The organism is Thomasclavelia sp. (genome assembly GCF_017889095.1).
Classification (GTDB): domain Bacteria; phylum Bacillota_I; class Bacilli_A; order Erysipelotrichales; family Coprobacillaceae; genus Thomasclavelia.
The window spans coordinates 1-8,231 of sequence record NZ_JAGHEW010000324.1 but is presented as its reverse complement, the minus strand read 5'-3'; the positions used below and the strand labels follow the sequence as shown (position 1 = coordinate 8,231).

At 29.5% G+C, this 8,231-nt stretch carries 8 protein-coding genes and 1 other annotated feature; of the genes, 7 read left to right on the top strand and 1 reads right to left on the bottom strand.

Annotation, left to right across the window (positions count from 1 at the left end; all coding sequences use genetic code 11):
- The 3 genes from pyk to J7M77_RS13995 form a co-directional block, all read left to right on the top strand.
- Positions 1-788: pyruvate kinase (pyk, locus tag J7M77_RS14005; protein WP_296879653.1), on the top strand; the 788-nt coding region annotated here is incomplete at its 5' end.
- A 117-nt stretch (positions 789-905) separates the two neighbouring features.
- A complete protein-coding gene (locus tag J7M77_RS14000) occupies positions 906-1,736 on the top strand; it encodes a hypothetical protein (RefSeq protein WP_296879651.1) in 831 nt (276 codons plus the stop codon).
- The gene (locus J7M77_RS13995) at positions 1,729-2,160 is read left to right on the top strand and encodes a hypothetical protein (RefSeq protein WP_296879649.1); all 432 of its coding nucleotides are present in this window, start codon (positions 1,729-1,731) and stop codon (positions 2,158-2,160) included. Before J7M77_RS14000 ends, J7M77_RS13995 begins: the two co-directional genes overlap by 8 nt.
- An 11-nt stretch (positions 2,161-2,171) precedes the next feature.
- Here J7M77_RS13995 and sspI read toward each other — a convergent pair whose 3' ends face one another.
- Entirely contained in the window at positions 2,172-2,372 is a 201-nt protein-coding gene (sspI, locus tag J7M77_RS13990) for a small acid-soluble spore protein SspI (protein ID WP_296879647.1), read from the bottom strand.
- 59 nt (positions 2,373-2,431) lie between these two features.
- Here sspI and J7M77_RS13985 point away from each other — a divergent pair, with 59 nt between their 5' ends.
- The 4 genes from J7M77_RS13985 to pheT all read left to right on the top strand — a co-directional run.
- Complete coding sequence (locus J7M77_RS13985; protein WP_296879645.1) at positions 2,432-3,097, top strand: YgjP-like metallopeptidase domain-containing protein; 666 nt, start codon at positions 2,432-2,434, stop codon at positions 3,095-3,097.
- Complete coding sequence (locus tag J7M77_RS13980) at positions 3,094-3,813, top strand: RNA methyltransferase (RefSeq protein ID WP_296879643.1); 720 nt, start codon at positions 3,094-3,096, stop codon at positions 3,811-3,813. The genes J7M77_RS13985 and J7M77_RS13980 overlap by 4 nt, the downstream gene beginning before the upstream one ends.
- An 823-nt stretch (positions 3,814-4,636) precedes the next feature.
- Positions 4,637-4,835, top strand: a binding site (T-box leader).
- Positions 4,836-4,865: 30 nt separating this feature from the next.
- Complete coding sequence (gene pheS / locus J7M77_RS13975; RefSeq protein WP_296879641.1) at positions 4,866-5,903, top strand: phenylalanine--tRNA ligase subunit alpha; 1,038 nt, start codon at positions 4,866-4,868, stop codon at positions 5,901-5,903.
- Positions 5,904-5,907: 4 nt separating this feature from the next.
- Positions 5,908-8,231, top strand: a 2,324-nt coding sequence (gene pheT / locus J7M77_RS13970; protein ID WP_296879639.1) for a phenylalanine--tRNA ligase subunit beta, incomplete at its 3' end; no start/stop codon positions are given.

Below are 8,231 nucleotides of genomic sequence, written 5' to 3'. Positions count from 1 at the left end.
GTCATCCAGAAATCCAAATCATCGCTAAAATTGAAAATAGCGAAGGTGTTGACAACATGGATGAAATCTTAAAAGTTGCTGATGGAATCATGGTTGCTCGTGGTGACTTAGGTGTTGAAGTACCAGCTGAAGATGTACCATTAATTCAAAAAGAAATCATCACAAAATGTCGTGCTGCTGGTAAAGTAGTTATTACAGCTACACAAATGTTAGACAGTATGCAAGAAAATCCACGTCCAACTAGAGCTGAAGTAAGTGACGTTGCTAATGCAATTTATGATGGAACTGATGCCATCATGTTATCTGGTGAATCTGCTCAAGGTAAATATCCAGAAGAAGCAGTTATGACAATGACTAAAATTGCTTTAAAAACTGAAGAAACATTAGATTACAATGCTTTATTAAGAAAAGCAATCAGAACTGCTCCAGAAGAACCATCTGAAGCTATCTGTATGTCAGTAGCGGAAATTGCTTCTAAATTTAGCGTAGCAGCAATCATCGTTTATACTGAAAGTGGATCAACTGCAAAACGGGTATCACGTTATCGTCCTGAATCTATGGTTATTGCAGCAACTCCATACGAACCAGTAACTCGTTCTTTAGCGTTAAACTGGGGTGTTAAAGGAGTTGTATGTAAACAAATGCGTGATCGTGTAGCGCAAATTGAATATGCACAAATTTTAGCTAAAGAAAATGGGGTTGAACCAGGTGAACAAATCTTGATCACTGCTGGTGCTCCTGGTGTTGGTGGAACTACTAGTTATTTAGAATTAGTAACTGTAAAATAAAACATTTAAGCAATGAAATCGTCATTGACGAGAGTAATTGCTTTTTTGTCGATTAAGAAGAATTCTTTTTTCTTTCTATCCTAAGTAAAATAGGTTATAATAGAAAAGGTGATGAATATGAAAAATAAATCTCAACAACATTTAATTTTAAGTATAATTTTTGCTTTAATTGTTGGCAGTACCTTATTATTTATGCATGATAATTTCATGTTTCAAACCTTTGGAGGAGTAATCTATTTTGATTATCTTTTATCCGGTTCTAATGATGAAATAAAGGTAGAAAATATTGAAGCTTACTTAGATCAGGATAATTTTTATTTAAATGGTGGCAGTATCACCATTAATAATGAAATAACAGATCCTGTATCGTTTAAATTAAAGCTAACTGATAAAGAAGATGATTATGAAGTGGCTTTGCTGGATATAAGTTTAGAAAATAAAACTTATCAATTAGAGGATCATCAAATTACGGTTAGTAAATTTCCTTTAACAGAATTAGAAAAAGCTAATCTAGAGGTAATAAGTAATGAAAAGCAAATTGCTAAATTAGATTTAAAAATTAATCGTTTAGATCATTTAGAAGGAGCTAATAAAGAATACCGGATTGAAAATGCTGCTATTTCTAAAACAATGATTCGTTTAGGTTCTTTAAAAACATCAAACAAGGATATTTTTAAAAAATATCCTAATGCTTCTTTAGAATATCGTTATTTAAAAGATCCTGATGGTGATAAAGAAGATAACGATAACTATGTTGTTTTTAATAAAATTGTAGGTACTAGTAAAGAGTTGATCAATAGTAATGATTATGGTACATATCAGTTTAATGAGGATATTGATTTGAGTAAGAAAGAGTTAAGTGTGGTCGTTATTTTAAGTAATGATAAGGATAAATATGTTTTTGCAATTGATTTAGATATCCAAAAGGCTGGTGATTATTATGAATAAGATCAAAAAGGATTTTATAGTTTTTTATTTAATTCGTAATGCTGTAGCTACGTTTTTGATTGCCGGTTTTAGCTTTTGTTATAGCTTGATCAATTATTATCAAATAACATTTTTAGGAGCATTGAAAAAGATCTTTATTGATAATTTTTATACAACCGTTTACTTTTTATTGTTATGGATCTTTAATTATTTATTGTTTGAAATTTATAAAACGATTGTTGTTATTTTAAAAAGTAAAAAGATTGGTAAAATTAAGATTTTAAATCATGAAATTTTCTTTTTAGAAAGTTTATTACCATTATTTATTATGATTGTTTTATTAGTAATTGATTTTAATCAATTATTTAAAATTAATTTTGTTTTATTAATGTTATTTATGATCGCTAGATCAATAAAAGAAATAATTAAAGACAACAAAAAATAGACTCATTGAGTCTATTTTAATAAACTGCAAATAGTACGAATCATCACATCTTTTTGCATGCTATTTAAAGAATTATAATATTCTTCAAATAAAACACCAAGACCAGGTAAAATTGTTTCTTCTTTAGAAGCAATGCCACCTTCGATGATTTGTTTAAGTTCATCATAACTAGTATCATGCAGTTTAGTAAGTAAAGCATTACGAATATCCATCTAATCACTCCTATCTTTTATAGTATGGTTGATTTAAAAAGTTTTATACTGAGGTAGTTATGGAAATTAGAAAAATTAATCTAATGGGACAAATGGTTGAATATCAGTTAAATATAAAACCAATCAAACGCTGTTATTTAAAAGTAGTATCCGGTAAGATCATCGTAAACAGTTCACCGTTATTTTCAATAAAAGATATTGAAGCGTTGATCATCCAAAATCAAGAAACGATCTTAAAACGACTTAACAGTTATGTTGGTAAATTTGATTATTGTAATGGCGGTTTTGTCAATATATTTAATCGGCGCTATCAAATTGTTAGCTATGATCTAAACAAACGCCAGGTTAAAATCCATGGTGATAAACTTTATGTTTATCACCATCAAATTCAAAATACGATTGAAATGTATTTAAAAGAGGTTTTATTGCAATATATTACAAATAAAATTCAAACATATTTACAAACTTCTTTTAAACTAATGATGCCTAAAATTGAAATAAAAAAATATAAAGCTCGCTGGGGTGCCTGTTATCCAGTAAACAATAAAGTCAGTTTCAATCTTGCTTTAGTTCATCTAGACAAAGATTTAATTGATTATGTAATTGTTCATGAATTATGTCATTTTCTACAGGCAAATCATTCAAAATTATTTTATCAGGAAATCAAAAAACGCTTACCTGATTATCAAAAGCGTGAAAAACAATTAAAGGAGATTGGAATATGATTACATCATCGTCTAATAATACGATCAAAACATTAATGAAATTAAAACAAAAAAAATATCGCAAACAATTAGGTTACTACTTAATTGAAGGAGAACATTTAGTAAATGAAGCAATCAAAGCTAATCAGGTAGATACTTTGATTTCTACTAAACCATTAAAAACTAATTTACCAGTTATTGAAGTCAGTGAAGAAGTCATGGCTAAATTAGCTTTTACTAAATCACCATCAAGTATCATGGCAAAATGCCCTTTGGAAAATAAAAATGAATTAATTTATAAAAATCGTTATTTGATCTTAGATGATTTACAAGATCCTGGTAATATTGGAACCTTGATTCGTAGTGCTTTAGCTTTTGGTATTGATCAAGTAATTCTATCTAATAATTGTGTTGATTTATATAATGATAAATTATTAAGATCAATGCAGGGAGCTAATTTTCATATTAGCTGTATCTATGGTGATTTAAAAGAAATTATTGATAAACTGCAAGCACACGATGTTACTGTCGTTGGCAGTGCTTTAGAAAATGGTAAAGATATTCATTTGATTGAAAAACAAGAAAAAATGGCTTTTATCGTTGGCAATGAAGGTAATGGTATGAATCCAGATATCTTAGCTAAATGTGATAGAATTGGCTATATTCCAATCCAAACGATTGAATCACTAAACGCTGCTATTGCCGGAAGTATTTTAATGTATCATTTTTGCAGTTGACATGAATAATACTTGAAAAATAATAAAAAATATGTATTATAAGTGTTGTAAAATAAAATGATTAAATATTCCAAACGAAAAGGATGCTATGTGAGAGCATCCTTTTCACTTTCTCTTTTATGCTAACCATTTTCTATATTTATTTAGAGTCTTTTTTAGACTCTGTTAAATATAGAATTAAAAAAAGTAAAACTAAATATTCCATATAAGGAATATTTGCATTTTATTATATGTTTACTTTTATTTAGAACTGATTAGATATGAAATTAGTAAATAATAGATTTATATAATTGTAAATTTTATTATGTTTAAGTTAATGAATGGTATAAATTAATTATAGTTAAAAGTGATAAAAAATTCATGTTATAACATAAAAAACACTTGAAAAATAATAAAAAATATGTATTATAAGTGTTGTAGAAAAGTAAAACTAAATATTCCAAACGAAAAGGATGCTCTGCTCAGCATCCTTTTCACTTTCTCTGTTATGCGGACCATTTTCTATATTTATTTAGAGTCTTTTTTAGACTCTGTTAAATATAGAATTAAAAAAAGTAACACTAAATATTCCATATGAGGAATATTTGCATTTTTTTAATGGTCCGCGAGAACTAATAAACATTAACATATTTATTTTTTCCTCCTCATCTAACAGATGGTGGCCACCTGCATTTATTATAGCATAGAAATGTGGTAATCTTGTCTCGACTTTGTTTCGAATTTGTTTAGTAAAAGTATCAGTATATTAAGAAATTTGGTAATTATTTTTTTTAGAAATGGTTGTAAAAAAGAGTCAAACAAGGTATAATGTGTGAGTATTACTGATAAAACGATGATAAGGACTAGTAGGTAAGAAAACTGTTTTAGAGAGGGAGATATTTGGTGAAAGTCTTCTAACAGCGGCATTATTGAATTCACCTTGGAGTGCGACTAATCCTCGCCGTTGAAACTACGTTACAGTTTATTAAGAGCATGATTTTTATCATGAATTAGGATGGTACCGCGAGTAAATCGTTCCTATTGGAACGGTTTTTTTATTTAGGAGGGAAAGCATGGAAAATAAATTATTAGAAATTAAAGATGAAGCTTTAGCTAAATTAGAAACATGTAAATCTTTAAAAGAATTAAATGATATTAGAGTTTTTTATTTAGGAAAAAAAGGACCAATTCAAGAAGCAATGAAAGCAATGAAAAATATGGCTCCTGAAGAAAGAAAAGTTTTTGGACAAACTTCAAATTTAGTTAAACAAGAATTATCAAAAGCGGTTGAAGATAAAAAAGCAGTTTTAGAAAATCAGGCAATTTTAGATAAGATCAATCAAGAAAAAATTGATATTAGTTTACCTGGTTATAAATTAGATCAAGGTACAATTCATCCTTTATCAGCAATCGTAACAGAATTAGAAGAATTATTTTTAGGAATGGGTTATTCAATTGCCGAAGGTCCTGAAGTAGAAACTGATTATTTTAACTTTGAGTTGATGAATTTACCAAAAGATCATCCAGCTCGTGATATGCAAGATACTTTTTATATCGATGATACGCTATTAATGCGTACGCATACTTCACCAGTTCAGGCGCATACTTTACTAGCTGCTAAAGGAAAAGGACCAGTTAAAGTAATTTGTCCTGGTAAAGTATATCGTCGTGATGATGACGATGCTACTCATTCACATCAGTTTATGCAATGTGAAGGGTTAGTTATTGATAAAAATGTAACTATGGCTGATCTAAAAGGAACATTAGAAATTTTTGCTCGTAAATTCTTTGGTGAAAAAAGAGAAATTAGATTACGACCATCATATTTCCCATTTACAGAACCATCAGTAGAAGTTGACATTTCTTGTCATAACTGCGGTGGTAAAGGATGTTCAATGTGTAAACATACTGGCTGGATCGAAATTTTAGGTGCTGGAATGGTAAATCCAAAAGTATTAGAAATGTGTGGTTTTGATTCAACAGTATACCAGGGATTTGCCTTTGGAATTGGAATTGAACGTGTTGCCATGCTTAAATATGGTATTGATAACATTCGTTATTTCTACAATGATGATATTAGATTTTTAAATCAATTTGGTAGAAAGGAGTAAAGCAATGGACGTAAGTTTAAATTTATTAAATAAATATGTTAAAGTTGATGATCAAGATCCTCAAGAACTAGCTGATAAAATTACGGCAGTTGGTTTAGAAGTAGAAGGAATGCATCAATTAGCTAGAGGAAATAATATGACAATTGGTCATGTTTTAGAGTGTGTTCCTCATCCTGATAGTGATCATTTAAAAGTTTGTCAGGTTGAAGTAAAACCAGGGGTTGTAAATCAAATCGTTTGTGGGGCACCAAATGTTGCTAAAAATCAAAAAGTAATTGTGGCTAACCCTGGATGTGATCTAGGTGATGGTTTTGTCATTAAAGCAAGTAAGATTCGTGGTCAAGAATCAAACGGAATGATTTGTTCAATTGCAGAATTAGGAATTGATCAAAGATTATTGAAACCGGAAGATAAAGAAGGAATTCATGTTTTAGATGATGCTGCTCCAGTTGGTGAAGATCCACTAGCATATATTGGATTAAAAGATACGATCTTAGAAATTGGTTTAACTCCAAATCGTTCTGATTGTATGGCGTTAACTTCATTAGCTTATGAAGTAGCAGCTATTTTAAAACGTGATGTAAAATTACCAGAAATAACACCACAAGGCAAAGATGACTCTGGTATTAGTGTAAAAGTAGAAACTGATTTATGTCCATTTTTTGGTGCTAAATTAGTAAAAGGAGTTACAACAAAAGAATCTCCTATGTGGTTACAAAATGCCTTGATTGCAAGTGGCATCAAGCCAATTAATAACATTGTCGATGTTTCTAACTTTGTTATGTTGGAAACAGGACAACCAATCCACATGTATGATTATGATAAATTAAATAAAAAAGAATTTGTAGTTAAAACAGGATTTAATGTTAAAGAAGAAATGTTAGATGGTTTACAATATCAAATTGAACCAGGGGATATCATCGTTTCTACTGATGACGGTATTGGCTGCATCGGTGGGGTCATGGGTGCTAACAGTACTAAAATTGATGAAAATACAACTAACATTGTTATTGAAGCAGCAACATTCAATGGGGCTACTTTAAGAGAAACAGCAAGACGGTTAAATTTATTAACTGATGCTTCTCAACATTATATCAAAGGGGCTTTAAATACTGCTAATTCATTAAATGTATTAGAAAGATGTGCGGATTTATTAGTTCAATTAGCAGATGCTAAAGAAGTATATCAAAGCGTAACTACTGATTTAGATATAGAAAAACGTTATGTTGATGTTACAACTGATCAAGTAAATGGTCTTTTAGGAACAAAGATCACAACTGATGAAATTGCCGATATCTTTGCTTCTTTAAAATTTGAATTTACTCTTGAAGATAACAGTTTCCATGTTTTAGTACCAACATATCGTAATGATATTACTTTAGCGGCTGATTTAATTGAAGAAGTAGCGCGTATTTATGGTTATGATAAAATTCCATCTACTTTACCAGAAATGTCAATGACAGTTGGTAAACGTAGTGATGAACAAGCTAAAAAACATTACTTACGTAATTTATTAAAAGATCAGGGATTACATGAAACAGTAACTTATACTTTAACTTCATTAGCTGATGTTGATGATTTCAACTTATTCCATCAAAATGAACCAGTAAAATTATCAATGCCATTAGGTGAAGAAAGAAGTGTAACACGTAAATCAGTAATTGGTTCTTTATTACAGGTAATTAATTATAATCAGTCACATAACATTAAAGATGTAAATGTATTTGAATTATCAGCAACATATTCAAAAGACTGTGAATTGCAAAACCTGGCAATTGCCTGCTGTGGCGAATATAATGGTTTAGCATTTAAACAAGTAAGTTATAAAGCTGATTATTATTTAGTTAAAGGATTTGTCGAAACAATCTTTAAAAATCTCGGAATTGAAGGATCAAGATATAAATTAGAAGCGATTGAAGCTAATAATCAATCTTATCATCCTGGTAGAAGTGCTTATATTAAAATTGGTAAAGATATTGTTGGAATCATTGGTAATATTCATCCATTAATGGAAAAGAAATATGGTGTTAAAGATGTTTATGTAGTTGAATTGAATTTATCATTATTATTAAACTTAAAAACAAGTAAGATTAAATTCAAAGATATTCCAATGTATCCATCAGTATCTCGGGATATTGCTTTAGTAATGGATAAAGACATTTTAACTTATGATGTTTGTCGTAAAATCATTCAGGCAAGCAAACAATTAGTTAAAGAAACCAATATTTTTGATGTTTACGAAGGTGAACATATTGATGCTAATAAAAAATCTGTTGCTATCAACTTAGTTTTCCAAGATCCTAAAGGAACGCTTGATGAAGCTACTGT

Bases quoted from the DNA above. Each gene is read 5' to 3' on its own strand.
- J7M77_RS14000 (WP_296879651.1), top strand. From the start codon at position 906: ATGAAAAATAAATCTCAACAACATTTAATTTTAAGTATAATTTTTGCT.
- J7M77_RS13995 (WP_296879649.1), top strand. From the start codon at position 1,729: ATGAATAAGATCAAAAAGGATTTTATAGTTTTTTATTTAATTCGTAAT.
- sspI (WP_296879647.1), bottom strand. From the start codon at position 2,372: ATGGATATTCGTAATGCTTTACTTACTAAACTGCATGATACTAGTTAT.
- J7M77_RS13985 (WP_296879645.1), top strand. From the start codon at position 2,432: ATGGAAATTAGAAAAATTAATCTAATGGGACAAATGGTTGAATATCAG.
- J7M77_RS13980 (WP_296879643.1), top strand. From the start codon at position 3,094: ATGATTACATCATCGTCTAATAATACGATCAAAACATTAATGAAATTA.
- pheS (WP_296879641.1), top strand. From the start codon at position 4,866: ATGGAAAATAAATTATTAGAAATTAAAGATGAAGCTTTAGCTAAATTA.